Consider the following 24,477-nt stretch of genomic DNA (forward strand, 5'->3'; position numbering starts at 1 on the left):
TCAGCGGTAGACGAGACCGCCGTCGATGAGACCGGCCTGCCCGGTCATGTAGTCGGAATCGGGCCCAGCGAGGTAAGAGACGAAACCGGCTACGTCGTCGGGGGTTTCAGCTCGACCCAGCGCAATTCCGCCGACGAACTTCTCGTAGGTGGCGCCCTCTGGCGCACCGGTCAACTCGGCGAACCTCTTGTCGATCGTCACCCACATGTCGGTGCCCACGACGCCGGGGCAGTACGCGTTGACGGTGATTCCGTCGGACGCGTATTCCTTGGCCGCAGCCTGAGTGAGGGCCCTGACCGCGAATTTTGTTGCGCTGTAAACACCTAACATGGCGAACCCGTCATGACCGGCGATGGACGACGCGTTGATGATCTTTCCGCGCTGACCGAGCGCCTGGAACTTTGCCGCTGCAGCTTGAATTCCCCACAGGACACCGTCGACGTTGACGCTCCAGATCTTGGAGACCTCTTCCGGCGTCGCATCGGAGATCGGGCCGACGAGAGCGATTCCCGCGTTGTTGACGATGACGTCGAATCCGCTCAACTCACTGTGCGCGTGTTCGACTGCGGCGTGAACCTGCGCGCGATCGCTGACATCGGCGATAAACGTCGTCGCACGACGACCGATCTGTCTGATCTCGTCGGCAACCGCATCCAGCTTGGTCTGGTCGAGGTCGACCAACGCGATGTCGGCGCCGTCGTGGGCGAGGCGGAGAGCGATTCCGCGTCCGATTCCTTGGCCGGCGCCGGTGACCAGTACTACCTTGCCCGTGATGCTCATGCAGATCTCCTCGTAAGCAGTGAACCAGTCGGTTGTGAACCGGTGAGTGATTTGTATGTGACGGCGACCACAATGCGGAAGGGTTGCACCGTGTTGCAATTCCGGAAAATCGGACAGCAGTTGCAACCCTCGGCAACCCTCCCGGTACCCCGCGCGACGGTTCCATAGTTGCGCCACCACTTCGCGAATCATCTTGCGAGACAATCTGGGAGAGGGCACATGACCGCTACAGTCGACACACCCACGGAACCGGCCACGCCGAGCCGACAACCGTCACGCCGCTGGATCGGGTTCGGGATCGCGAACCTCGTGATCGTTCTCGTGCTGGCGGTGGCGAGTTGGTACCTTCTGGCCGATCCGACCACCAGTCCCTGGAGTTTCTATCCTCTGCCGTTCAACGCGGCGCTTTTCTGGGCAATCCTTTTTGTTGTGTTCATCGGCTTCAATTGCGAGTTCGCCGGCTTCGATCGACTCCCTCAGCCGGCGAAAGGCTTGGCGATCATGGTCGCGACCGCGGTCTTCGCCGTCGTGGTGACGTGGCTCCTGGCAAACGGCTTGGGGAGTTTGTACCCGGATTTCGCGGCCGATCGTGAGGGCGGCCTCGGATATTTCGCGGGTGCGCTGTTCGTGCTCTTCGGCTTCGGGACCTGGGTGATGGTGGTCCTGAACTGGCAGCATTGGCCGTGGACTTCCCTAGGGATGAAGCAGCCGTTGGTGGGTTTGTGTGAGATCGCGTTTGTCGCCGTCCCGACGCTGGCGCTGTACTTCGTGTTCGGTCTGCCGTCCGTGTCGCTGTCCGCCACGGATCCGTTGATGACCGTCGACACCGTACTCGGGTGGTTCTACTGCGTCGTGGTGGTCGTGATCCTGACTGGCCAGACGCTCGACAACTGGCCGTGGCGACTGTTCGGCGGCGGGGGTAAGACGGCGCTCGCAGCCACGATCGGTAACTTCGCCGTCGGAACCGGCTTGTACTTCGTGGCGCTTCCAGTGGTGAAGGCACTTGTGGGAAGCGATGCCGTTGCCGAGTTGGGTGGTGTGGTCCATCAGTTCCCGGCGCAGCTCGGTGTGTGCTGGGCCTTCTGGATGATCTTCTGGGCCAACGCCTTCGGTAACAAGCCCACGGGCTTTTCGGACGGGGTCAATCTGGCGATCCGCGCGCTGCTCACGTTTGCGCTCGCGGTGGTCACATTCTTGTTCTATTACCGCTTTGCGGCAGAGCACATTCTTCACGAGCCGGCAGTTGTCGACGGATTGCACGGCAATGCACTGGGTTTCGTGGACTGGGCCGTGTTGTGGACGCTGTTCTACGTCGTGGGATTTCAGTCGCTGGGACTCGGCAAATTCAAGCCTGCTGAGGGGTGAGTCGGTTGCCCGCACATCGGTGCGGGTAACCGGTATCGGGCGGCGGCACCGCGCCCGCTGATTGCAACAGACTGCAACGCTTGTGACCGGGGCCACTTATGAGATGTGCTGTGTGTCACATTCATAAACAAGGAGAAGTGATGACGCAAACCATCGATTCCGCAGTCACCCCCGAGGTGAAGTTGACGGCGGTGACACCTCAGGAACGCGTCGACGCCTGGCTGGCGGATTTCGAGTCGGCCCTCGCGGCTCGTGACATCGAGCGTGTGGCAGGCAAATTTGCACTCGACAGCTTCTGGCGCGACTTGGTGTCGTTCACCTGGAACATCAAGACCGTCGAAGGTCGCGAGCAGATTGCCGACATGCTCTCCGAGCGTCTCGACGACACCGATCCTTCGGGATTCCGGACCACCGAGACACCCGACGAAGCCGACGGCGTCACGTCGGCCTGGATCGAATTCGAGACTGCAACCGGTCGCGCGCACGGGCACCTTCGTTTGAAAGGAGATGAAGGTTGGACCCTGCTGACGTCGTTGCAGGAATTGAAGGGACACGAAGAAGGTAAGGGCACTCGCCGGCCTCGTGGCGCCAAGCACGGAGCAGACCCGAACCGCATCACGTGGGCCGAGCAGAAGGAGATCGAGGATCGCGAACTCGGTTACACCACACAGCCTTACGTCGTGATCGTCGGCGGCGGACAGGGAGGCATCGCCCTCGGTGCCCGGATGCGCCAACTCGGAGTTCCGGCCATCGTGATCGACAGCCACGAGCGGCCGGGTGATCAGTGGCGCGGACGCTACAAGTCCCTGTGCCTGCACGACCCGGTTTGGTACGACCACCTGCCATACATGCCGTTCCCCGACAACTGGCCGGTGTTCGCGCCCAAGGACAAGATCGGCGACTGGCTCGAGATGTACACCAAGGTCATGGAGGTTCCGTACTGGAGTTCCACGACCTGCACCTCTGCGTCGTTCGACGAGAAGACCCAGGAATGGACCGTCGAGGTCAACCGCAACGGCGAGAAGCTGACGTTGCGTCCCAAGCAGTTGGTGATGGCGACGGGTATGTCCGGCAAGGCCAACGTTCCGACGTTCCCCGGGCAGGACAAGTTCCTCGGCGATCAGCACCACTCGAGCAAGCACCCCGGCCCGGATCAGTACGTGGGCAAGAAGGTCGTCGTGATCGGGGCCAATAACTCCTCGCACGACATCTGCGGCGCACTGTGGGAGAACGGCATCGACGTCACGATGGTGCAGCGCAGCTCGACGCACATCGTGAAGTCGGATTCGCTGATGGATTTGGGCTTGGGCGATCTGTACTCGGAGCGAGCACTGGCCGCGGGCATGACGACGCACAAGGCAGACCTCACGTTCGGTTCGCTGCCGTACCGGATCATGCACGAGTTCCAGATCCCGGTGTACGACGCAATCCGTGAGCGCGACAAGGATTTCTACGATCGCCTCGAGAAGGCGGGCTTCGAGCACGACTGGGGCGACGACGGTTCAGGTCTGTTCATGAAGTACCTACGACGCGGCTCGGGTTACTACATCGACGTCGGCGCGGCCGAACTGGTCGCGAACGGGGACATCAAGCTCGCGCACGGCAACATTCGTGAGCTGACCGAGAACAGCGTGATCCTCGAAGACGGTACGGAATTGCCTGCCGACGTGGTGGTCTACGCGACCGGCTACGGCTCGATGAACGGCTGGGTGGCGGATCTGATCGGTCAGGACACCGCCGACAAGGTCGGCAAGGTGTGGGGCCTGGGGTCGAACACCACCAAGGATCCGGGACCGTGGGAAGGCGAGCAGCGCAACATGTGGAAGCCGACGCAGCAGGAAGCGCTGTGGTTCCACGGAGGCAATCTGCACCAGTCGCGCCACTACTCGCTGTACTTGGCGTTGCAGTTGAAGGCGCGCTACGAGGGCATCCCGACGCCGGTGTACGGACTGCAGGAAGTGCATCACCTGAGCTGAAATTGAACTGCTGTGCGCCTTTATTAACCGCCCGCGGTTAATAAAGGCGCACAGCAGGTTCAGCGAAGGGCGTACTTCTTTGCTACTTCGGTGTTCTTGGTCGCGCGCTCGGTGAGGAAGGCGAATGCCAACCCGAGCACGAGCCAGAGCGTCGCCTGCGTAGCGAGCGAGGAAAGTCGGAACTCCCACAGCAGAGTTGCCGGGAAGTCCTCGCCCACCTCGTTGATGCCGGGAAGCGAGACGTAACCGATCGTGGCGATCACCAGGAACGCAGCCACCGGACCAGCGATGCGCACGCTGAGGAACTCGTGCCCGGAAACTGCCTTTGCCGCCGCTGCTGCCGCGGTGACGGACAGTAGCCCGAGAATCACGGCGGCCAGCCACAGCAGTGTGCGCTGGTTGATGGTGTCGGGATCTCCGACGGCCGGCGGATTGGCCGGGTACTTGAAGAAGGGCACGGCCTCGATGGCCAGCCAACCACCGACGGCGATGGTGATCGCCAACAACGGCCCGGACATTCCGGTGAGTCGTCGAGCGTAATTGGCAACGACCGAGAAGATCGCCCCGAGTGCCAGTCCGGCCAGCGCTGTGGCCAGGAACAGCCCGGCGCGCTGCCCGTCGCGGCTCACCAGTGGTTCTTCTTCGTCACCGTGCGAATGCCCAGCGGCTTCGCCGGCAACCTCACCGGTGGCGCTGTTGGCTTCTTCGATCGCAATGGCGGCATTGACGTGCGGTTCACCCAGCACGAATGCAACTCCGCCGGCAAGGACGCCTGCGATCAAACCAGCCAACAAACCACGAATGAGAAGCTTCGTGAAATTGTCGACTAGTGGCACGGCAGGCCCATCAAGTGTCGACCGTCGTGCATCAATTCATGCATGTACATGCCGGTGCGAGAGATAGCGCCCTGGTCGAATCCGACCAGGTAGAGAGCGAGCATCGCGAACAGAACTACTGCAGCGGCGAGGAAAGCAAGACGAGTCGAATCGATCGACGTATCGGGAGAATAGGCGAGAGCCATCGAAGCCTCCTGGGATTTTCGCGTCCCCTAGGTCCATGCGATGGCCGAAGTGTCTGGCTGTCGAAATAGTCGTGCCGAAAAAGGCACTTCACCTCGAATTACAGTGGCGCGACCGCTCCGGGCTTTCACCGGATTCCTGTCGGACCATCGCGTTTACATGCGAACTTTTGCACTACTGCCCGCACCGTGTCAACGCGTGAAGCCGAGATGACCGTCGATTGTGCCCGCCAAGGCGGGCACAATCGTTCGAGATCAGCTCTTTGCGGCGACGTCCAGGACAATTTCGAACTCGAGCAACGACGCACCCGAAGCGACGGGCTTCGCACGCTCGCCGGAATGGGCTTCGCGGGCAGGGCCGTCACGCCAATCGGCGAACGCCTGCTCGGACTCCCACTGCGTCACCACGAAGTAACGGCTCTCACCTGCGGTGGGGCGGAGGAGTTGGAATCCGAGAAAGCCCGGGGAGTTCTCGACTGCATGAGCGCGTGCTGCGAAGCGCTTCTCCAGTTCGGGGCCGGCGCCCTCGGGGACCTCGATTGCATTGATCTTCACGACTGCCATGCAAGCGACATTACCCGCGCACCTTCACCGCGTACCGTGACACTCGTGTTGCATGACGAAGGTGGAACAGGACAACCGATTCTGTTGTTGCACGGCCTCATGGGCAGCGCGAGAACGTGGCGACGCCAGGTGCCGTGGATCCGCGAGTTCGGCCACGTCTACACGTTCGACGCCGCCGGTCACAGCCGGCCCGCGCCGTCAGAGCTGACCACCGAGGCATTCGTCGACGACCTGGCATCTGCCGTTGCGTCCATCGAGGAGCCGATGATCGTGATCGGCCATTCGATGGGGGCTCTGCACGCGTGGTGCTTCGCCGCATCGCATCCCGAAAAGGTTTGTGCACTGGTCCTCGAAGACATGGCTCCGGATTTTCGCGGACGCACCGCCGCGGATTGGGCTCAGATGATCTCGGCGTGGCCGCAGCCGTTTGCTTCCGAGGACGCGATGAAGGAATTCTTCGGGCCCGTCGCCGGCCAGTACTTTCTCGACTCTTTCGACCGCCGCGACGACGGGTGGTACCTGCACGGCGAGGTGTCGACCTTCCGCGACATCTCGGAGGAGTGGGGCACGAGGCATTTCTGGGATCAGTGGAAGGCGATCGACGTGCCGACCTTGCTGATCGAGGGAGAGTTCACCATCACCCCCGAGGGACAGATGCGAGAGATGGCCGAGAGGCCGGGAACTCGGTACGTACGTATTGCCGACGCAGGCCACCTGGTTCACGACGATCAACCGCAGCGCTATCGCGAAGTGGTGACGGAATTCCTTCAGACGGTGAGCTGACTGCGGATCGACGCGCCCACCTGCTCCAGTTCGACGGCTCGCCTGGCCAGGAGTCCGGCAGCGAACTTCGCCTTGTCGCCGCGATGGCGGGGGACGACGTGGAGGTGCGAGTGGAACACGGTTTGGCCCGCGGCACGCCCGTCGTTGACCAGAAAGTTGACTCCGTCAGCGGCGATGTCGCAGCGGCGTAGAGCTCCGGCGATGAGCGTGCCGACGCGGAACATCTCTGCGCCCTCGTGGCTTTCGAGAGCATCGAGGTTTTCTGCATGACGCTTGGGGACCACCAGGGTGTGTCCGCGACTCACCGGTCGGGCGTCTAGAAATGCAAGAGTCGTCTCGCTCTCGTGGACGAGAATCGCCGGCTCGGTCAGCGCGACGATCTTGCAGAAGACACAGGTATCGGTGCTCATGCCTACAGAATGTAGTCCGAATCAGATCCGACCCGGGACTACAGGAGGTGCAGCTGACGTGCCTTCGTGATCGCTTCGTTTCGATTGTGCACGTCGAGCTTCTTGTAGAGAGTGCGCAGTTGAGTCTTGACGGTGTTGACGGACACGTACAGTTTGTCGGCCATCGCGGCCGACCCCATGCCGAGCGCCAGGAGTGAGAGGACCTTCTGTTCGCGTTCGGTCAGCTCCACGATACGTACGAATCCCGGAAATGTTTCCGCAGGAGCCCTTTTCGAGAACTCGGCGAGTGCACGCGATTTTGTTACTGCCATCGATTCGAGTTTCTCGACGTCCGCCGATCCAATGGTCGCGAACGGACGCAGAAGTCCGGTTTGGTCCGCGATACTGCACGCTCTGGACCACTCCTGAGAGGCGAGGCGTGGCTCACCCAGCTCGGAGTGTGCAACCGCTTGCACCAGAAGCGATTCCATCTGTGCCCGCGGATAGGATTCGCCAGACCAGTCGAACTGATGGCACAGCGCCACGGCGGCCTCGTTCTGGCCGATTCGCTGACGTAAACGCGCCACCGACGCGAGCGTCCACGGGTTGGCTGCAGGATCGGCAATTTCCTTGGCCAGAGCCGTCGCCTTGTTTCCCTCGCCGAGTGCGAGCAGGAGATCGATTTCTGCGGATTGCAGCAGAGGAAGCGCGAAAGACGTGGCCGTGTACTGCTTGGAATGCACTCCAATCGCGTTGTGGAGCAAGGACAGAGCGGAAGATGCACTGCTCTGAGTCAGGGCGAATTGGCTGTGCGCATAGACGACGAACGCCCATAGCTCCTCGGTGTCGGACGGAACGCCGAGTTCGGTCAGTGCGATACGTGCGTCACCGAAGTCGAGTGTGTCGAGAGCGGCGAGAGCCCGTGCCGTCAAGCCGGCGATCTTGACTACAGGTTCGAGCCAGCCCCCGGGGTCAGGATGCTTCTGTTCGAGTTCGAACCAGTGTCTGGCCTGCCGCGGCTCACCTGCCAAAGCCCAATTCAGGGCGGCACTACCCGCAGAGTTGCGAGCGATGAAGTCGACTCTGTGAGACAGGGCGCCGTGGTATGCCATTCGAGCCTTGATCGTGGATTCGGTGAACCTGCCGCTCAATTGAAAATTGATCGCCCATTGAAGTCGCATCAGGGGGAGTTGTGCGCTGACCGCTTCCGGATTGTTTTCCAGCGCACTGCGGCTGAGGTGAGACAGCCGCCTGGTGGTCTCTGCCGAGAGCCCGTATTCACCGGCCATCCTGAGCATGATCGATTGAACGCAGGCGATGCTCAAGGCGTCCTTCGCGCTGGGTTGGGCGCCGAGTTCCCACAGCTCGGCCGGCGATTCGGGTAGCAAGTCGATTACCGTGGATCGCTTGCTCGGATGCATCGTGAACAAGGCACGCCCGGCCTCAACGGCAGAGTGCTTGTCGGCAGCTTCCGCCGGAATCCGTTGGAGGGCGGAGCGAACCGAGTCCAGGTTATGCACGATCATCGTCACCCAATGTTGTTCGACGATGTCTACTGCCAGGGTCCAGTTCTGTGCCTCGACCGCGTAGTCCAGCGCCGACGCGTGATGACCGTTGTCGAGTCGATTGTGAGCGAGGAATGAAAGACGTTGCGACGGATCGATTCCCACGCGAGTGTGGTGCGCGAGTAGCGATCGTCGAATGGCGGGAGGCAATTCCCATGTTTCGTCGGCTTCGGCCTCGACGCGCGACAACAAGCCGGCTGTCTCCAGCGTCACCAGCCGCGAGCGGATCTCATGAACGGTTTCGGCAGTGTCAGGGCGCTGGGACTCGAACAGCATTGTGGCGACGCCGACGGTGATCGATCGACCAAAGGCGGTCGCGAGTAGGAACTCATGTTGCTTTAGGCGCTCAGCGGTGGCGAGAACGGAATCAGTCACGTAATCGTCTATCGCTTGCGCGGTGTTCGTTTTGATCTCTCGCTCACGGTTGCTGTTACGTGAGTCCCTGACGGCGGCGACTGCGGCGCGAACCAATGCGGGCAGCCCACCCGTCAGGGATGTGATTTGTTCTGCATCACCCTCAGCCGTGCGCACCCCCGCCTGTTCCAGCAATTGGGCGGTATCGGATGTCGTGAACAACAGCTCATCGGCGCCGATGACCTCGTGATCCGTGTCGAGAAGGTATGGCTCGGCGAACATGCCGAATCCCGAGAGCGTGACCACGAGGTCCAGGTTGTGGCAGAGGGTGAGGAGATCGATCAACTGATCGTCCAACTCTGGTTCCGATATCAGATCCGGCCTGATCAGCACGAGCAGTACGGGGCGGCTGAGGGCGTTCAGGGATTTGGCGGCAGCGGTGAAAGGATCGGCGAGATCGTCGACGTCGGGCAGTGCGATTCCGGCAGCGTGGATTCGATCGAGGACAACGGCCCAGAAATCTTCGAGTGTCGACGAGGGCTGTGGGGCCGAGACCCAGACGAGTATTCGTTCGGATGCCAGATGGGCGCGCAGCCACGATGCGATCAACGACGATTTCCCGTGGCCGTTCGGTGCACGGACGACGGTCAGAGCGGCGCGTCGATCCAGTTTCGCGAACAGTGCTTGCCGAGGAATCGACTCGGTGAGAGTGCGCCTTTCGGGAATAGCTGCCCAGTCGTGGCCGTCCCTCCCGAACATCAACGCGGACCCTTTCTGCTTTCACGCCCCACGCTAATTGGCGGATTTGGGCGGATTGTCTCGATCCATCTATCTACATGGAGGAGCGTAGCTGGTGCGAATCCAGAGCGTGTCATCCCGGGCAATTCACCCGCGACTTCACCCCGGGTGAGAGAAGTTCACCCACATAATCATGCCGTCACCATTGGCTTTCGAGTCCCTCGAGCGACTTCTATTGAACGTAGCTCGGGATTCGCCAAATCTGGTCGAGAGTGCCCGACCGGGCCCCGAGGGTCGGCCATCGAAGGAGTGTCGTGAGAACTCGTCTGTCAGTGGTGTGGTCGAAGGCGGTTACGGTCCGACTCCGACCGAGAGCGTGCGCCCGAAGAGTGCGAGGCGTAGTCGTGGTGACAGGAGTGTTACTTGTCGGCGCAGCTGCGCTCGGTGCGCTACCGATGCAGTCGGATGTTCGATTGGCAGCCGAGGGAGAGTCCGCTTCTCCCTTCACCGTCGAGTTGACGGCGATTGACGGTGCGCCGCCCTTCGACCCCGGTGACGGTCCAGGGCTCGATACCGGACCGTCCAACGGCATTGTCCGAGAGGGTGATCCGGTGACGTATGTCGTAGACATCGGCGTCCGGGGCAACCCGCTCTCGGACGTGGTCGTGCAGCTTCCGGTGCCTCGAGGTTTCGTTCTACCGTCCGTGCCTGACTACTGCAAAGATGGCTCGGGTGTCGACGAGTTCGGGTTACATTGCCTGATAGGCAATCTGGAAGCGGACCGGTACTTCACCCGGACAGCGACAATGACTGCGGGAAAGCGGGAAGACGCCGACGGTCTATCGATTGCTGCACTGGTCACCGCAGATCGAGGGGCGGCTCGCGTGCGGTCGGACGATGTCACCGTGCGGGTGGCGACCACCCCGGGAGTGTGTGATCCACAAGGGAATTCTGTTGGTGGTCGGAGAGACCAGGGGACAGCTGTCTCGGCAGATGGTCGGATCTCAGGTCTGGTGACGTCGGGCATCTCGGAGGCGGTGGTGATCAACGGCGTCGATCAATGCGGGCACGCGATAGCGCGGACGGTGAAACCGTTCGAGGGTCGCTTCTCGTTTGTCGGACTCCTGCCGGGGACGTATCGCGTCACGGTCGACGGCCGAGCGCCGGTGGACGTGGTGTTGGAACCAGGCGCAATGGCGGTCGGTGGCCTGACGTTCTGATACAGCTCCACAGTGATAGCAACACCTGAAACAGTTCAGAACCAGTTGGAAACAGTCGATGGAGGATCCAGTGCGTGAAAGCCTGGGCGTGGTATTCGAAAACAATTCCATTTCAACAGCTCTCGTAGATGCGGACACGCCCCTTCTGGGCTCGATCGACGAGTTCCGTCATCCGTGGGGTGCGAACGGGACTGTTCCCTCTGCGCAAGCGTCGGCACGCGCGCTCGCCTCCGCTGCCGAGGTCGCCACCGGTCGGGCCCTGCGCTCGAACCTGTGCCCCACCGTCCTCGGAGTGATGTGCGAGCGCGCGGACGTGCGCGAATTTGTCCCGGATTCATTGTCCTCCAGCACTTTCGAGAACATCGAGTTGGTCAACGGTCTGGACGCTCGCATTGCCTACTTGCGGACGGTCGACGCCCTGAATGGTATTTCGCCGATTCTCGCATTCTGGCCGGACGGCGGTGAGACTGTGATCGCTGCCATCGATCCGAGCGCCGGCGTCGTGGACTCGGCGCACCGTTACGCAACCGCCGAGTTGCTTACCGACAGCTCGACATTTGCTGCGACATTGGACCTGCTCGTCGCTGAACGAAACCCCGTGCCCAAGATGCTCGTCGCCATGCTCGGCAAGGAAGAGTCACGGCAGTTGTCCGCCGAAGCCGCCGAATCGGTAGGGCTCGGCTTCCTGTATCTCGGCGAGCGCGCCCAACTGGCGATAGGCGCTGCGCTGGTAGCGGCCGGTCGGGGGAGTGAGGTCAGGTCCGCTGGCGGCGCGGCTGTTCAGCCCGTCAACAGAATCCGGTGGGCGGCGGCAATAGTGCTGCCGCTCCTGCTCATGCTGACGGGATTGCTGATCGCTCTGTCGCCGGACGGGTCGCGAGCGGTGTCCACTGATCGCCCGAACGTCGGCGCCGAGCCGGCGAACCCGACGAGCGGGCCACCGTCCGGAGCGGCCCTACCGATCCTGACGCTCCCGCCTTGCGACCCGGTGGTACCCGTCGTTCCCGCTGCGTTTCGGCGTTCGGATCCTGAAGTTGCACCACCCCAGACCGTCGAACCAGCAGAAGCATGCGACCCGGTGCGAGTGGGCTAGGGCGTACCTTCTCCAGCCAGTGCAAACAGGCCGTCATCGGTCTGCTCGACCAGTCCGTCGACCAACAAGGAATGTAGTGCGCGGTCACGCTGACCAGGATCGGTCGGCCAGACGATGTCGAGTTGCGCGCGTTCGACCGGACGGTGGCTCTCGCGCAGAACGGCCATCAATTTTCCACGAACTTGGCGATCGGTGCCCGCGAACTTCTGCACCTTCTTGGGCGGTCCGGTGTGTGCCGGTTTGCCCGAAGCGACCCACGCGCAGTTCGGCAAAGGGCAGTTCGCGCAGTTCGGCGTCCGCGCAGTGCAGATCAGTGCACCGAGTTCCATGAGAGCGGCGCTGTAGGTGGCGGCGCGCGCTCGTGTCCGTGGCAGCAGCGCCGCGACGTCGGCGAGGTCTCGCGTGTTGGACGGATTGCCGGGTTCCGCATTGCCGTGGACGGCTCGCGCAACCACGCGTCGTACGTTGGTGTCCACCACCGGCACTCGCTGTCCGTAGGCGAAGCACGCCACGGCGCGGGCGGTGTACGAACCGATTCCCGGTAGGGAGAGCAAGGTGTCGACGTCTTCCGGCACCACGTCACCGTGCTCGGCGGCCAGGACGCCCGCGCATTCGTGTAACCGAAGCGCGCGTCGTGGGTAACCGAGTTTGCCCCACGCGCGAAGCACTTCTGCCTGACTCGACGCTGCCATCGCGGACGGTACCGGCCAGCGCTCCACCCACTCTTCCCAGATGGGCGCAACGCGCACCACCGGCGTCTGCTGGAGCATGATCTCGCTCATCAGGATCTGCCAGGCACTGACGCCCTCGCGTCGCCACGGCAGGTCACGAGCCGTCTCGGAGTACCACTTCAGTAGCACCGAAGATTCCACTGCCACTGCTACCGACACACTCCTCGAACCTGTGCTCCTGGTCGACGAAGGACACGTCGACTTCTGGAGGCCACTTTATCGGCAGTCACCGACACGGCTGCCTGTGACGCCAGACCTTTGAGTCACAACAACTGCACGTTGCTCAGTTTCCACTCGCCGTCCTCGCGGACCAGAGAAAGTTGCATGCGGTTACGGTCGATCCTCGGATCGGGGGAGTTGGTATTGGTGATCGTCTGATCGAGGAACACGAGCACCTCGGCGTTGTCGCGATCACTGCTCGCCAGTCCGGCTGAAATGATCTGAGCGGACGAGGTCGCCTGATACTGCACGATCATGTTCTGCAGGTTGGCTGCCACCTGGGCGTACTGACCGGCGAACTCACCGACAGAGTTGTCACGCACCACGGAAAGATTCTGATCGAGGTTCTGGAAGTTGTACGTCGCAAGATCAGTGGCGAATTGCCGTCCGCTGTCCAGTGCGCTGGTACGCGCGTCTTCGTCGGCCGATTTCTGCCAGGTCGCGAATGCGCCCCATCCGAGCGCCGCGACCACGACCAGGACGCCGGCAACGATCAACAAGGTCTGCTTGCGAAGCCGCTTGGGCTTTTCGGCGATTGTGGGTGTCGGACTCTCGGGAGTCTGGGGTTGGGGTGTCTCGGACTGGGGTGTCTCGGTCATTGCGTTCCTTGTACTAGTAGTGCGGCAAACGAGTTGTCACCGAGAACGGTGTTCTGACCACCGTTGAGGCCCAGACGAATCGACGTTCCGTCACCGGCCGCAACGGTGCCGAGGGCAGGATCGTATTCGGCAACCCCGTCGATCGTTCCAGTCCCGGTGGGGACGTTCTGCGAACCGCGATTCTGGATCCGGCCCGACTGGTCCGCGCAGTGTTGGTTCTTGTCGAGCGTGGTCGGTGAGGTGTCCTGTACCGATCGTCGGGGCGTGTCGTAGATACAGACCGGGCCGAGTGCTGTGATCAGATCAAGCTGTGCCCGTCCGTCTTTGACGATACTTCCGAACTTCTCGAATCCTTTGGGCACCACCACCAACAAGGCATCGACGGCAGGCATCCGTGCAGTGACGATCTGAGTGGAGACGAGAGAATTGGCCAACAGCAGACTGAACGGCTCACGACTCTGTTCGATGAGAGGCAGTATCTGATTGTCGAGAACACTCGGGCTTCGATCGAGGAGTGTGCGCAGTTGCGGATCGGAGTTTCGTACCTGATCTGTCAATTGGCGAAGTGTGAGCGCAACTTCGGGAAGAGCGTCAACATTTTCCTCGTTCGCAGTGAACAGTGAGCGCGAGTTCTCGACGAGTGTGTTGACACGCGGTTGATCGGCTTGGACAGTGCGCGCGAGCACGTCGAAGTTGTCGACGAGCGCCTGCAGATCCGGACCCAATCCGTTCAATCCCTCACCGAGTTCGTGCGAGAGGGTACGCAGATCTGCCGGATCGACGGTATCGGCAGCAGCGTTGAAATTCGCAATCACGGTTCCCAACGCGACCGGGATCGAAGTGCGCTCAGTCGGAACAACCGAACCTTCAACCAGATACGGGCCGCCGTCGGTCTGCGAGGACAACTGAACTTTCAATACCGGAACGGCGGTGTCCTGGCTGATGGCCACATGCGAATCGTTGGGTATCTGTTGGTCGGCGGCGATGCTCAACGTCATCACGACGAGGTCCCGGGCAGAGTCCACCTCCACCGACTCGACGTCGCCGACGGTGACTCCGCGATAGGCCACTTCCGAACCCGGAGCGATTCCGGCCGCGTTCTCCAATTCGACGGTCACCGAGAACGTTCCGGTGAAGGGATCTCCGGCACCTACTTGTCGGAGCACATACGTCGTGCTGACCACCGCGATGAGGAGAAAGGCGACGATCTCGAAATAGACGGTTCGGTTCTTCATCGCGTTCCTCCTTGCAGGGGTGTCGTGATCGGCAGTTCCCGATCGGAGGCGGGCAGAGGTGGCAGTGGCGGTGCGGCGCCCGGAATTATCTCGTTGAGCACCCCGGTCACGGTGCCCTCGACATCAACGTCGAGGTCGATGTTCACGTAATCACCTGGGCTGGCGCGCTCGAGGAGCGCTCTCGCGTTGTCCAGGTTGGACATGGTCTCACTCAGAGTCGGGCCCATTGCCGAGAACTGGTCGAGGATGGGTGACAGTCGTCCGGTGATCTCGGAAATCTGGTCGGCCGACTGGTCGAGCACGGAATTGGTTGCGGTACTGAGCCGATCGGTTTCGTCGAGAAGATCGAGGAGCGGTTGTCGTTGGTCGGCGATCACGCCCAATGCGGGTGTGAGTGTTCGCAAGCCTTCGTCGATGGTGGCGCTCTCGTCACCGATCAGAGCGCTGAGCCGGTTCAGTGAATTCAGTGCCGAATTGATCGATTCCTTTCGGTCGTCAAGTGTTCCGAGAAAAGTGTCAAGGCGCGCAAGCAGATCGCGGATCGTCTCCTCCCTGCCGTCGAGAATCTGATCAGCCTCACTGACGATGTTCTTGACCTGCGCCAACCCACTGCCGTTCAACAGAGTTCCGACGGCGCCGAGCAGTTGTGCGACATCGGGTCCGCGCACGGTCTCCGATCGCGCGATGGTGGAACCTGGTTCGAGCCTGGAGCCCGTGGGATCGACCGGAACTTCGAGGTTGACAAACGCATCGCCGATCGGAGTGGACAGCTCGATCCGAGCGCGAGTGCCGACGGGTAGTTCGATGTTCGATTCGATTTCGGTATGTACCACGGCTGCAAAGGTTTCCGCGCTCATCGACGTGACTCTGCCGACCACTGCCTGGCCGATCCGCACCTCGCCGCCGACGGGCAGCAATGACGCATCGACGAATTCCATGTTCAGCGGGTACGACTCTCCTGGCAGACCGCGCCCGAGGGGGAGGTGCTGGAAGTTGAGACTGCAGCCGGTCAACGGCGCCGCGATGACAAGTGCCACGACAACGCTCACCACGGACTTGTTCGACGCCATCAGTTGCCCCCACCGAGGATGCGTGCCAGGTCGGAGCTGCCTGCCGAAGGAAATTCGATGGGATTGACGATCCCAGGCCCGGTGCACAGAGGAATCGGCATCTTCTCGCACAGTTCTCGCGTCGTGTCGAACTGTGAGAGATCGGTGGCGACGTTCAATCGCGCTCTGGCTCGGCCTTCTTCGGTGACGAGGTTGGCGACGTTCTCGAATCCCGTTGGTGCCGTTTCGATGATCTCGCGCAGTTGGTCCTGTTTGGTCGCGACTGCACCGGCCAACTGTGCGAGCGCACCCAGATCGGCGGTGACCGCCTCGCCGTGTTCGGCGAGTAGCGCTGAGACCTGTCCGAGCAACGTGGTCAGGGAATCGAGCGCCCCGCTGATGTCTTCTCGCTGGGTACTGAACGCGCGGGCGGTGACTGTCACCGAATTCGACAGCGAGTCGACCTTGGTCTGGTTGTCCGCGATCAACTGCACGAGGGTGTTCAGGTTCTTCACGAGTTCGGAGATGTCGGGACTTGCACCCGCCAGTACCGAACTAGCCTGTGAGATGGACCGAACGGCATCGTTGAATGCTTGCCCGTTGCCGTCCAACGCGTGGGCGCCTTCTCCGATGAGGTCACCGATCCCACCGCCGTCCGCGCCAGGGCCGAGCGCCACCGTCAGTTCGTTCACCGATGCGGTGAGCTGGTCCCATGTCAGAGGGGAGTGAGTTCGTTCGAGAGGGATCACTGCGCCGTCCGCGAGGAACTCACCGTCCTCGTAACCGGGGCCGAGTTCGATCGTGCGGTCGCTGATGACCGAAGGAGACAGGACCCAGGCCTGCGCGTCGGCCGGTATGCGTGTTCCGGATGGCAGGCTCATCGCCACTCGTACCCGGGACCCTTCCGGCGTGACGCTCTCGACCCTCCCGCTGGGAACTCCCAGAATAGTCACCGTGTTTCCGGTGAAGATGGCGTCGGTCGAGGTGAATTCGGCAGTGAGAGTGAGTTGGTGTTCGTCACGCGTGACGAACAGGACCGCACCGATCGCGCAGATCATTATCGCTGCCAGCACGGCGAGCTTCTTGACGGTCGTGGTCATCGACACCCCTGAACGAGCCCGACGACGCACAACCAGTTGTCCGGGATGAGGGTGGAGGGCGAGTTGAGGTCGAGCCAGTTGCCGTTACCGGTCGCATTGGTGACGTACCGAACGCTGGGGGCGAAGTTGTCGAGCAACGTGGTCAGTGATTGTTCGTTCTCGGAAAGAACTCCCGTCACCTCGTGGATGTCTCCCATGACCGAGTCGACCAATGCCTGGTTGTCACCCAGGAACTGGGCAAGTGTGGTGCTCAACTGATTGAGGTCTTGTACAAGCGCATTCAGCACATCTCGCCGGTCGGCGATCGTGGCCATCACCAGGTCCGCATTTCCCAGAAGGGTTTCCAGAGTGTCCTTCTGCTCGATCAGTGTTGCGGTCGTCTGCTGCGCTCCGGTGAGAAGGGAACGGAGCGCAACGTCGTTGTCGTTGACTACTCCGGAGAGTGCGTCGATTCCCTCGAGCGAGCGGCGAATGAGCTCGGGATCGTCCGGTGAGTTGTCGGACACCACGGTCAGCATGTTTCGCAGTTGTTGCAGATCAAGGTTTTCCGAAGTGGATTGTGCTCCTCGTCCGAGATCGTCGAGGGTGAACGGAACACTCGTGTTCTCGATGGGAATGGTCGAACCTCCGGGTAACGAGCGCGATCCGTTCGGAGTGATGTCGAGCGAGCGTCGGCCGAGCAGAGTCGAGATCTTGATGTCCGCGCGCGAGTTTTCGCCGAGAGTGACGCCGTCGTCGAGTCGGAAGGTGACTTCAACAGAGTTGCCGCTGACCGCCAACGAGGTGACCACCCCGCTCGGGACTCCCGCGACGTTGACCGGATCGTCCTGCGTCAATCCGGTGGCGTTGGCAAACACGGCGTTGTACTCGTTGGTCTTGACCTTCAAGATCAATTGAGGGACAACGAGTGCGGCCAGAACGACACAGACTCCGACGAGAATGCAGATCATTCCGTTGCGGACCGGGTTCTTGACGGTGAGCCAGTTCATCGGCACACCGCCGAACGCTCGGGGCCGCCGAGAGTCACCGATTGGTCCAGCGCGCTGAGCCGGAAATTACAGATGTAGATGTTCGCCCAACTGCCGTAGCTCATTGCGATTCCCAATTGGGTGAACAGTTGATCGAAAGCGGTGATACCGGTCGCCAGCGACTCACGATTGTCGACGACGACGCTGGCCGACTGATCGATCGAAGTCAGCGCGCCAGCCAAGTCCGGTTCCACGCGCGTCACCAAGTCCTGAAGGGAAGAAGTCAGGGCACCTGCGGAATCAACTGCGGCCGAGATCTGTTGGCGATCCTGTGCCAAACCGCCTACCAGCGTGTCGAGCGTGTTGATCATCTCGACGAAGTTGGGTCGATTCGTCGTCGTGACGGTGAGTACCCGGTCGAGGTTGGTCAGTAGTTGGTCCAAGATCGCGTCTCGGGACGTCAAGTTCTCGGTGACGGCAACTGTGCGCTCCAGCAGGCTTTCGATGGTGGAACCTTGTCCTTGGAATACCTGGACGACTTGTGCGGCAAGCTTGTTGACTTCTGCGGGGTCAAGTGCGTCGAACAGGGGACGGAAACCGCCGAGGATGTCGGTGAGGTCGATCGCCGGCTGAGTCTGTTCCACGGGAATTGTGGCTCCGGGGGAGAGGTAGTTGCCGGCTACGAGTTCGCCCTGTCCGGGTTCGATCGAGATCGTCCGTGCCCCCAGCAGATCTGCATACCTCACCACAGCCCGACCGTCGGTCGGAATACGTTGTGTAGATTCGAGTTCGAAGCCGACGACGGCTTGGTTGTTCACCAACTCGACGCTGTCGACGCGCCCTACTCGCACCCCGGCGATCTGAACATCGCTGCCGGTGACCAGGCCGGAGGCATTGACGAAGACGGCCCGGTACTGCGAACTAGACCCGGAGACTGGGTTGATCAGAGTGCTCACCACGACCACGGTGGCGAGAATCGACAGCGCGGCAAACAGTCCGAACCTGATCAGAGATTTCTTCACGCTCATCCGCCCACCACCGTCGTGCCGCGAAATACCGGCCCCGCCACGAGAGTGTCCAAAGCTGTACCGCCCTGGGTGATAGCTGAGATCAGGGATTGTTCGGCAGGGCTGCCGACCGGGCCGACGGTTCCGCCGAACGCGGTCGCGGCGGCAGGGCAGTTGGGGCCGCGGGTCCCGTCGTATTGTGGGCAGTCGGTCTTTCCGTACGGATACAGATCTGTGACAGACAGGCGCAGGTCAGTGCTGAGCCACGGGCCGTGCGCCAATGCGGGCGGGAGTTTGATCGTGAGATTGCGCAGGCCGTTGTAGAAGGTGGTGATGTGGTCCGGCCGCGAAGTGATTGCACCGGTGAGGGAATCGGCGTCGTCGACCAAGGTGATCAGGCGGTCGCGATTGTCGCCGATCAGACTCGTGGCAGCAGATCCCGTGCTGGTGCCTGCTCGCAGAAGCCCCGCCAATCCGTCGGATTTCTCGACGACGGTCTTGGATGTGGTGATGGAGTTCTCGAATGCGGCGAGCATGTCGGGCGCACTCGTCGAGAGACTGTCGGCGAGCGTGGCTATGTCGTCGAGGTCGTCACCGAGTCCGTCGATGACGGGCTGCGCACCGACCAACGCTTGGTGGACTGAATCGAGTGACTCACCGATCTGGTTTCCCTTGCCGCTCATCGCATCCGAGACTGCCGTGAGCGCCACGTTGATGTCGGCGGGGTCGAGGGAAGAAACGAGCGAGTAGATCCGTGAGATCGATTGGTAGAGCTGGACCGCGACTTCGGACTGATCTGATGCCAACTCGGTACCCGGCGCGAGAGCAGGACCGCGCGAGAGACCGTCAGGTTGAATCAGGTCCACGAAGAAGTCGCCGAAGATGTTGCGGGGCATCAGCCGTACCTGACTTGTCGACGGTATGTCCTCGAATGCACCCTCGTCGATTGCGAGTGAGATGGTGGAAGCGGTGGTGCCAGGCTCGATGTCGGCGACCGAACCGACGACGACGCCGCGGTACTGAACCGAGGATCCGACTCGCAGCGCACCGGCGCTGGCAGGGACGACAGCACTGACCTGCGGTGTGGAACTGAACGTGTCCGTGCCCCTGCTGAACAAGAAGACGTAGGCGACGATCAGCAGGACTATCGCAAGTAAACCACGCAGTGCCAGTGCAATTCGACTGGTACCCGTGACGATCATCCGGTCAACCCGGGCACCTGAGGTTTGAGTCCCCAGAGCGCGATGGTCATGGCGACGTCGGTGAAGGCCAGGAAGACGATGCTGGTGCGCAGCGCTCGTCCGGCTGCTCGTCCGACGCCTTCAGGTCCACCCGTCGCGGTATAACCGTAGTAGCAGTGCACGAGGGTCACGACGACCGCGAACACCATGACTTTTACCAAGGACAACCAGATGTCGTTGGGAGAGAGGAAAAGACTGAAGTAGTAGCCGTATGTTCCCTCCGACTGGCCTTTGACCCGGATCACCGCAAGCGCCGTTGCCATGTACGAAGCAAACAGGCCGACCAGGTACAGCGGGACCACCGCGATGAGCGCCGCGATCATTCGGGTGGTGACCAGGTATCGCAGCGAGGGAATCGCCATGACTTCGAGTGCGTCGATTTCCTCGGAGATCCGCATGGCTCCGAGCTGCGCGGTGAATCCAGTTCCGACCTTGGCAGCCAAGGTGATTGCGGCAACGAGTGGTGCGACCTCACGAGTATTCGCGATGGCGGACATCACGCCGGACAGCGGTGCGAGGCCGACGAGGTTGAGTCCGCGGTAGCCCTCGAGTCCGATCTGGGAACCTGCGAAGAACGAGATCGCGAAGATCACGACGACGCTGCCGCCGCCGGCGAGCAGGGTGCCCGAACCGAATGCCACCTGGGCGACGAGACGGGCGACTTCACGCCAATATCGCTTGAGGGTTGCCGGAATCGAGGTGATGACGCGCGCGTGGAACGTGAACTGATCGCCGAGTCGACTCAGACCGTCGACGGTGCGCGAACTGGCCCGCTTGGCACGAATTGCGATGGGCAGGTGCATCAGTAGGCACCCTTCACCGAGACGAACAGCGGGTAGAACTGGGTAATTGCGAGGTTGGCGACGAACACGAGGACAAACGAGAGCACGACGGTCTCGTTGACTGCGTCGCCGACGCCTTGAGCTCCGCGCTTGACGGTCAGGCCCTTGTAGCAGGCCACGATTCCCGAGATGAGAGCAAAGGCAACGGCTTTGATACCGGAGACGACGAAGTCGCTCGGTTGACTGAATTGAACGAGATTGCGCAGGAAGCTCTGTGCGTTGCCGTCGAGTATCAGGACGTGAACGAAGAGGCTTGCGCCCAAACCGATCACGAGAACTATCGAATTCAGCAGGAGGCAGACGACGGCAATTGCGATCATCCGCGGCACGACCAGGCGTTCCAACACCGGCAGGCCCAGTACTTCGAGCGCATCGATCTCTTCGCGGATCGTGCGCGCTCCCAAATCTGCGCAGATTGCGGAACCGCCGACGCCGGCGATGATCAGGGCGCAGACCAGCGGTCCGGCCTGTCCGATGATGAGGAACGCGACGACTGCACCGCTGTATGAACCCGCGCCGATTTGGTCTGCGAGCGAACCGATCTGGAGAGCTACGCCCACGCCGAGTGGAATCATCACCAGTGCCGATGCGACCGAGGTGACGTGGGCGAGAAACCACATCTGGTCGAGCGCTTCACGCCAGGCGAGGCGCTTGTGTCGCAGAGTTGTGAAAGCGGCGACGCATACGCGAACGGTGAAGGTGAACAGCAGTCCGATCTCGGACAGCAGGTTCGAGAACATGTTCGTCTTGGCGGGGGAGGCAGGCGTTGCGTCCCCGGTTGTTCCAACTTCAGTGCTCACGCCATCCCCCTTTCCGGCCGAATCGTTCTGGTCGGGTTTCTTCGATCACACTCGGAAGGTCGAAGTGCTCCAGGTCACGTTCGGAGACGGTATCAGGAAACTGACTCTGAAGTAAGTTCCAATTCGGGCACGCCATCACAAGGCGTGAATGTGGACGCGGAGCTTCCGTTTGCGTCTACGCAACCTTCCCGGCGAGAGTCCGAAATGCGACGGGTGCACAATGAGTGAATGCCACGATCAAGCCCCATTTCCGCTTGGAAGTCCCTTCGCGAAGGCAACGAGCGATTTGTCAACGACGCGTCCATTCACCCCAGCCAGGGAATCGCCGATCGCGCGAAGCTCGTCGATGGGCAGCACCCCACCGCGGTGCTGTTCGGTTGCGGTGATTCGCGCGTAGCCGCCGAGATCATCTTCGATCAGGGCCTCGGCGACATGTTCGTCGTGCGTACGGCAGGTCACGTGCTCGACGATTCGGTGCTCGGTTCGATCGAGTACGCGGTTCACGTGCTCAACGTGCCGCTCATCGTCGTCCTCGGTCACGACGGTTGCGGTGCCGTGAAGGCAACGCTCGACGCCCTGGACAAGGGTGCGGTTCCCGACGGCTTCATTCGCAGCGTGGTCGAGCGCGTTGCTCCGTCCATCCTGATGGGTCGCAACGAAGGCTTGTCCACCGTCGACGAACTCGAAGGTCGACACGTCGTGGAGACCGGCTCGTTGATCATGCAGAGGTCGCGGATCATCGCAGACAAGGTGGACAACGGTGCGTGCGCGATCGTCGGCGTCACGTACACATTGTCCGACGGTCACATGCGAGTTCAGGGCGCGGTCGGCGACATCGGCGAGAGCGTCGAGACCGTCGAGGGTTAGATCTTCCGGGGCAGTGATACCCGGTAGCAGACAATGGGTACCGACACGCCGCCTCAGCTGACGGTTAGTGGACCCTGCGCAAACTACCGTTGAGTCCGTGTTGGAACCGAATGGACCACTGCCCCCCGAGATCTACTGGCGTCGCCGGGCGCTGGCCATTGGTGCCGCCGTCATTGCACTGGCGTTGATCATCTGGGCGGCGTCCGCCCTCTTCGGCGGTGGAAGCGATACTCCTGAGGCCAATTCGGCCGCTGCGAGTTCCTCGCTGACGACGGACGTCTCCTTCACCCCCAACCCTTCCGGCTCCAACGCGCCGGACGGTAACGGTGGTTCGGGTGGCGGTGCTGCGGGTGGATCAGGTGGCTCGGGCACGCAGGCTTCGGGATCGTCGACGTCGGCATCGTCCTCGTCGACCACCGGCGCTCCGGTCCCGGCTGGTCAGTGCGCGGACTCGTCGTTGGCAGTCAAGGCGACCGCAGACAAGGCGACCTTCGCTCCCGGTGAAGAGCCGTCCTTCACGATCGTCATCACCAACATCGGTTCGGCACCCTGTGATCGAGATCTGGCGGGCGGCCTGCAGCAGGTGCTCGTCTACAGCATCGACGGCAAGACCCGTTTGTGGTCCAACGTCGACTGCTATCCCCAGCCCGCAGCCGACGTACGCAATCTCGCTCCCGGCGAGCAAGCTGCGTTCAAGGTCGCCTGGTCGGCCACGACGTCGACCCCCGAGTGCGCGACCGCGCAGAACCCCGAGCGCAATCCGGTGGGCGCAGGCGCGTACACGGTTGTCGGTCAGCTCGGCGCACTGCGAAGCTCCCCGGAGCCGTTCAACATCGCGTGAGAGCGGGCAAGCCCGAACAGGCCCGCTAGTTGAACGATCCGGTGATCGACGTCTCCGCGAGCCGGGAAAGTCCCTCACGGATGTGACGGGCCCACAGCCCGCCGATGCCCTCGACCGACTGCAGATCGGCAGCCGTAGCGGCCAGCAGCGACTGGAGAGTGCCGAAGGATCCGACCAACCGGTGGATCTGATGGAACTGCAATCGAGGCACACGCATCAGTACGCGATATCCGCGAGGAGTCATCGGAGTGTCGAGGGCTTCGATCGTGCCCGGATAACCGAGAACACGCGCAAGAGTCGTGAGATCGAGTAGGTCGGCGTCGGTGACACGATCGAGTGCGACGAGTACGTTGTCCATCGCCGCGGTGCCGATGGGTTCGGGGCCGGCAAGATAATCCCGAACGATCAGTTGACGTGCAATGTCGTTGTCGCCGACCAGTTCTTCGAGCTGCAGTGCCAGCTGGCGACCGTCGGTGCCGAGCTCGAGGACATCCTGCTCGATTTCGATCGACACACGGCGAACCATTTCGAGTCGCTGTACGACGGTCAACGCGTCGCGCAGAGTCACGAAATCCTCGATCTCGACCACCGACAGTTGCCGTGTCACTTCGTCGAGTCGCGCTTTGTATCGTTCGAGCGTCGCGACGGCCTGGTTGGCGCGCGAAAGTATGGTGGCCGAGCCGTCGATGACGTGCCGGATACCACCGACGTACACACTGACGATCGACATCGACTGACTGACCGAGACCACGGGATAGCCGGTTTGAATTGCCGTGCGCTCGGCGGCACGGTGCCTGGTGCCGGATTCGACGGTGGGAATCTTGTGATCGGGAACCAGTTGGACATTGGCGCGCACGATGCGTGTGCCGTCCGTCGAGAGGACTACCGCGCCGTCCATCTTCGAGAGCTCGCGCAATCGGGTCGGTGCGAACTCCACGTCGAGGTTGAATCCGCCGTCACACAGCGCTTCCATCTCCTCGTCGTATCCGAGGACGATCAGCGCGCCGGTACGTCCGCGCAGAATTCGTTCGAGCCCGTCTCGCAAAGCGGTACCCGGCGCCAACCTGGCGATGGTCTCTCGCAATGCCGACGACGACTGTGTGTCCGCCATCGCACTGATCATTGAGAAACTC

The 24,477-nt window shown here is 61.8% G+C and carries 24 protein-coding genes and 1 riboswitch; of the genes, 7 read left to right on the forward strand and 17 right to left on the reverse strand.

Annotated features, from left to right (window positions below; translation table 11 throughout):
- Positions 1 to 780, reverse strand: a complete 780-nt coding sequence (locus QMA15_RS19750; RefSeq protein ID WP_020906092.1) for an acetoin reductase — start codon at positions 778 to 780, stop codon at positions 1 to 3.
- Between the two features lie 219 nt (positions 781 to 999).
- On the opposite strand from QMA15_RS19750, the gene QMA15_RS19755 reads away from it, so the two are divergent.
- Entirely contained in the window at positions 1,000 to 2,145 is a 1,146-nt protein-coding gene (locus QMA15_RS19755) for a hypothetical protein (RefSeq protein ID WP_021332348.1), read from the forward strand.
- 140 nt (positions 2,146 to 2,285) lie between these two features.
- A complete protein-coding gene (locus tag QMA15_RS19760; protein WP_020968370.1) occupies positions 2,286 to 4,121 on the forward strand; it encodes an NAD(P)/FAD-dependent oxidoreductase in 1,836 nt (611 codons plus the stop codon).
- A gap of 59 nt (positions 4,122 to 4,180) precedes the next feature.
- Here the strand turns inward: QMA15_RS19760 and QMA15_RS19765 are convergent, their stop codons facing one another.
- The 3 genes from QMA15_RS19765 to QMA15_RS19775 all read right to left on the reverse strand — a co-directional run bounded on the left by QMA15_RS19765 (position 4,181) and on the right by QMA15_RS19775 (position 5,703).
- A complete protein-coding gene (locus QMA15_RS19765) occupies positions 4,181 to 4,957 on the reverse strand; it encodes a CbtA family protein (RefSeq protein ID WP_279163038.1) in 777 nt (258 codons plus the stop codon).
- The gene (locus tag QMA15_RS19770; protein ID WP_003945915.1) at positions 4,948 to 5,142 is read right to left on the reverse strand and encodes a CbtB domain-containing protein; all 195 of its coding nucleotides are present in this window, start codon (positions 5,140 to 5,142) and stop codon (positions 4,948 to 4,950) included. Before QMA15_RS19770 ends, QMA15_RS19765 begins: the two co-directional genes overlap by 10 nt.
- Before the next feature lie 24 nt (positions 5,143 to 5,166).
- Positions 5,167 to 5,306: riboswitch (cobalamin riboswitch) on the reverse strand.
- A gap of 88 nt (positions 5,307 to 5,394) precedes the next feature.
- On the reverse strand, positions 5,395 to 5,703 hold the full coding sequence (locus QMA15_RS19775; RefSeq protein ID WP_279163039.1) for an antibiotic biosynthesis monooxygenase: 309 nt from the start codon (positions 5,701 to 5,703) through the stop codon (positions 5,395 to 5,397).
- A 45-nt stretch (positions 5,704 to 5,748) separates the two neighbouring features.
- Here QMA15_RS19775 and QMA15_RS19780 point away from each other — a divergent pair, with 45 nt between their 5' ends.
- Entirely contained in the window at positions 5,749 to 6,486 is a 738-nt protein-coding gene (locus tag QMA15_RS19780) for an alpha/beta hydrolase (RefSeq protein ID WP_256065449.1), read from the forward strand.
- Here the strand turns inward: QMA15_RS19780 and QMA15_RS19785 are convergent.
- Complete coding sequence (locus tag QMA15_RS19785) at positions 6,471 to 6,896, reverse strand: HIT domain-containing protein (RefSeq protein ID WP_019746817.1); 426 nt, start codon at positions 6,894 to 6,896, stop codon at positions 6,471 to 6,473. The genes QMA15_RS19780 and QMA15_RS19785 overlap by 16 nt on opposite strands.
- A 38-nt stretch (positions 6,897 to 6,934) precedes the next feature.
- Complete coding sequence (locus QMA15_RS19790) at positions 6,935 to 9,553, reverse strand: LuxR C-terminal-related transcriptional regulator (RefSeq protein WP_279163040.1); 2,619 nt, start codon at positions 9,551 to 9,553, stop codon at positions 6,935 to 6,937.
- A gap of 383 nt (positions 9,554 to 9,936) precedes the next feature.
- Here QMA15_RS19790 and QMA15_RS19795 point away from each other — a divergent pair, with 383 nt between their 5' ends.
- Together QMA15_RS19795 and QMA15_RS19800 are read left to right on the forward strand one after the other, a co-directional pair.
- On the forward strand, positions 9,937 to 10,752 hold the full coding sequence (locus tag QMA15_RS19795) for a hypothetical protein (RefSeq protein ID WP_020723634.1): 816 nt from the start codon (positions 9,937 to 9,939) through the stop codon (positions 10,750 to 10,752).
- 70 nt (positions 10,753 to 10,822) lie between these two features.
- Positions 10,823 to 11,845: a hypothetical protein gene (locus QMA15_RS19800; RefSeq protein ID WP_279163041.1), complete on the forward strand. Its 1,023-nt coding sequence runs from the start codon at positions 10,823 to 10,825 to the stop codon at positions 11,843 to 11,845.
- Here the strand turns inward: QMA15_RS19800 and QMA15_RS19805 are convergent.
- From QMA15_RS19805 to QMA15_RS19850, 10 genes are all read right to left on the reverse strand, one after another.
- Complete coding sequence (locus QMA15_RS19805; protein WP_021342801.1) at positions 11,842 to 12,723, reverse strand: A/G-specific adenine glycosylase; 882 nt, start codon at positions 12,721 to 12,723, stop codon at positions 11,842 to 11,844. The two genes, QMA15_RS19800 and QMA15_RS19805, sit on opposite strands and share 4 nt — an antisense overlap.
- Positions 12,724 to 12,839: 116 nt before the next feature.
- Positions 12,840 to 13,394, reverse strand: a complete 555-nt coding sequence (locus QMA15_RS19810; RefSeq protein WP_142006430.1) for a hypothetical protein — start codon at positions 13,392 to 13,394, stop codon at positions 12,840 to 12,842.
- Complete coding sequence (locus QMA15_RS19815) at positions 13,391 to 14,629, reverse strand: MlaD family protein (protein WP_279163042.1); 1,239 nt, start codon at positions 14,627 to 14,629, stop codon at positions 13,391 to 13,393. Before QMA15_RS19815 ends, QMA15_RS19810 begins: the two co-directional genes overlap by 4 nt.
- Complete coding sequence (locus tag QMA15_RS19820; protein WP_279163043.1) at positions 14,626 to 15,699, reverse strand: MCE family protein; 1,074 nt, start codon at positions 15,697 to 15,699, stop codon at positions 14,626 to 14,628. Before QMA15_RS19820 ends, QMA15_RS19815 begins: the two co-directional genes overlap by 4 nt.
- Positions 15,699 to 16,778 (reverse strand): MCE family protein, encoded by a 1,080-nt coding sequence (locus tag QMA15_RS19825; RefSeq protein WP_029254429.1) that lies wholly within the window; start codon positions 16,776 to 16,778, stop codon positions 15,699 to 15,701. Before QMA15_RS19825 ends, QMA15_RS19820 begins: the two co-directional genes overlap by 1 nt.
- Positions 16,775 to 17,767, reverse strand: coding sequence for an MCE family protein (locus QMA15_RS19830; RefSeq protein WP_020906101.1), 993 nt, complete (start codon positions 17,765 to 17,767; stop codon positions 16,775 to 16,777). Before QMA15_RS19830 ends, QMA15_RS19825 begins: the two co-directional genes overlap by 4 nt.
- The gene (locus QMA15_RS19835; RefSeq protein WP_020968382.1) at positions 17,764 to 18,774 is read right to left on the reverse strand and encodes an MlaD family protein; all 1,011 of its coding nucleotides are present in this window, start codon (positions 18,772 to 18,774) and stop codon (positions 17,764 to 17,766) included. Before QMA15_RS19835 ends, QMA15_RS19830 begins: the two co-directional genes overlap by 4 nt.
- Positions 18,771 to 19,955, reverse strand: coding sequence for an MCE family protein (locus QMA15_RS19840; RefSeq protein ID WP_020906103.1), 1,185 nt, complete (start codon positions 19,953 to 19,955; stop codon positions 18,771 to 18,773). The genes QMA15_RS19835 and QMA15_RS19840 overlap by 4 nt, the downstream gene beginning before the upstream one ends.
- Positions 19,952 to 20,797, reverse strand: coding sequence for an ABC transporter permease (locus QMA15_RS19845; protein ID WP_195791529.1), 846 nt, complete (start codon positions 20,795 to 20,797; stop codon positions 19,952 to 19,954). The genes QMA15_RS19840 and QMA15_RS19845 overlap by 4 nt, the downstream gene beginning before the upstream one ends.
- Positions 20,797 to 21,636 (reverse strand): ABC transporter permease, encoded by an 840-nt coding sequence (locus QMA15_RS19850; protein WP_020968384.1) that lies wholly within the window; start codon positions 21,634 to 21,636, stop codon positions 20,797 to 20,799. Before QMA15_RS19850 ends, QMA15_RS19845 begins: the two co-directional genes overlap by 1 nt.
- A gap of 228 nt (positions 21,637 to 21,864) precedes the next feature.
- On the opposite strand from QMA15_RS19850, the gene QMA15_RS19855 reads away from it, so the two are divergent.
- A complete protein-coding gene (locus QMA15_RS19855) occupies positions 21,865 to 22,503 on the forward strand; it encodes a carbonic anhydrase (RefSeq protein ID WP_019746832.1) in 639 nt (212 codons plus the stop codon).
- 97 nt (positions 22,504 to 22,600) lie between these two features.
- Complete coding sequence (locus tag QMA15_RS19860) at positions 22,601 to 23,344, forward strand: DUF4232 domain-containing protein (protein WP_019746833.1); 744 nt, start codon at positions 22,601 to 22,603, stop codon at positions 23,342 to 23,344.
- A 25-nt stretch (positions 23,345 to 23,369) separates the two neighbouring features.
- On the opposite strand, the gene disA is transcribed toward QMA15_RS19860, so the two are convergent.
- Positions 23,370 to 24,455 (reverse strand): DNA integrity scanning diadenylate cyclase DisA, encoded by a 1,086-nt coding sequence (disA, locus tag QMA15_RS19865; protein WP_024487741.1) that lies wholly within the window; start codon positions 24,453 to 24,455, stop codon positions 23,370 to 23,372.
- Between the last annotated feature and the right edge of the window lie 22 nt (positions 24,456 to 24,477).

Origin of the sequence: Rhodococcus sp. APC 3903 (genome assembly GCF_030407755.1) — a bacterium.
Taxonomy (GTDB): domain Bacteria; phylum Actinomycetota; class Actinomycetes; order Mycobacteriales; family Mycobacteriaceae; genus Rhodococcus_F; species Rhodococcus_F erythropolis.